This window comes from Mesonia oceanica (genome assembly GCF_902499555.1).
Classification (GTDB): Bacteria; Bacteroidota; Bacteroidia; order Flavobacteriales; family Flavobacteriaceae; genus Mesonia; species Mesonia oceanica.
Window position 1 is genome coordinate 1 of the sequence record NZ_CABVMM010000058.1, and the last position, 979, is coordinate 979.

A 979-nucleotide genomic window follows, 5' to 3' on the forward strand; every position below is an offset into this window, starting at 1 on the left:
AGTTCCTCCTGTTCCACTTGCTGTAGCAGTTCCATTTTCCCCTCCGTTACAGCTTACGTTGGCATCTACTGTCGCAGATGCAGTAAGTGTTACTGGTTCGGTAACTGTTGCCGAAGCCGTAGCCGTACATAAGTTGGCATCGGTTACCGTTACACTATAGGTTGCTGCTTCGAGGCCAGTTATGTCTTCTGTTGTAGCTCCGTTACTCCAATCAAAGGTATAGGGTGCTGTTCCTCCTGTTACTGTTAAATTAACAGCACCGTCGTCCCCACCATTACAGCTTACATTGATGGCTGCGGCTGAAGCACTTAAGTTAGCAACATTAATACTTGCATTAGAGGAATTAGGACAAGTTCCTGATGTTGTATACGTAACTGTATAGTTTCCTGGTGTAGACGCAGAAAGATCTATAGCTCCGGTAGAAGCATTAATTGATAAACCGGCAGTACTTGAAAAAGTTCCCCCGGTGAGGCCTGTAACGTTCGGTGTAGGATCTGAATCATCAGCGCAATAAACGGCTGCTGAATAGCTAAAAGATGCATCATCAAGCGCGTTGATGGTCAAAGATACATTGGAAGAGTTAGGACAAGTTCCTGATGTTGTATACGTAACTGTATAGGTCGCTGGTGTAGATGCAGAAAGATCTATAGCTCCGGTAGAAGCATTAATTGATAAACCGGCAGTGCTTGAAAAAGTTCCTCCGTTGACTCCTGTAACGGTCGGTGTAGGATCTGAATCATCAGCGCAATATGCAGCTTCCGAATAGCTAAACGAAGCATCGTCAAGTGCGTTGATGGTCAAAGATACATTGGAAGAATTAGGACAAGTTCCTGATGTTGTATACGTAACTGTATAGTTTCCTGGAGTAGACGCAGAAACGTCTATAGCTCCGGTAGAAGCATTAATTGATAAACCGGCAGTGCTTGAAAAAGTTCCTCCGTTGACTCCTGTAACGGTCGGTGTAGGATCTGAATCATCA

At 44.5% G+C, this 979-nt stretch carries 1 pseudogene; it reads right to left on the reverse strand.

From position 1 onward, the window contains the following. Window positions 1-979: pseudogene (locus FVB9532_RS19305) on the reverse strand (SprB repeat-containing protein); the annotation flags it as partial.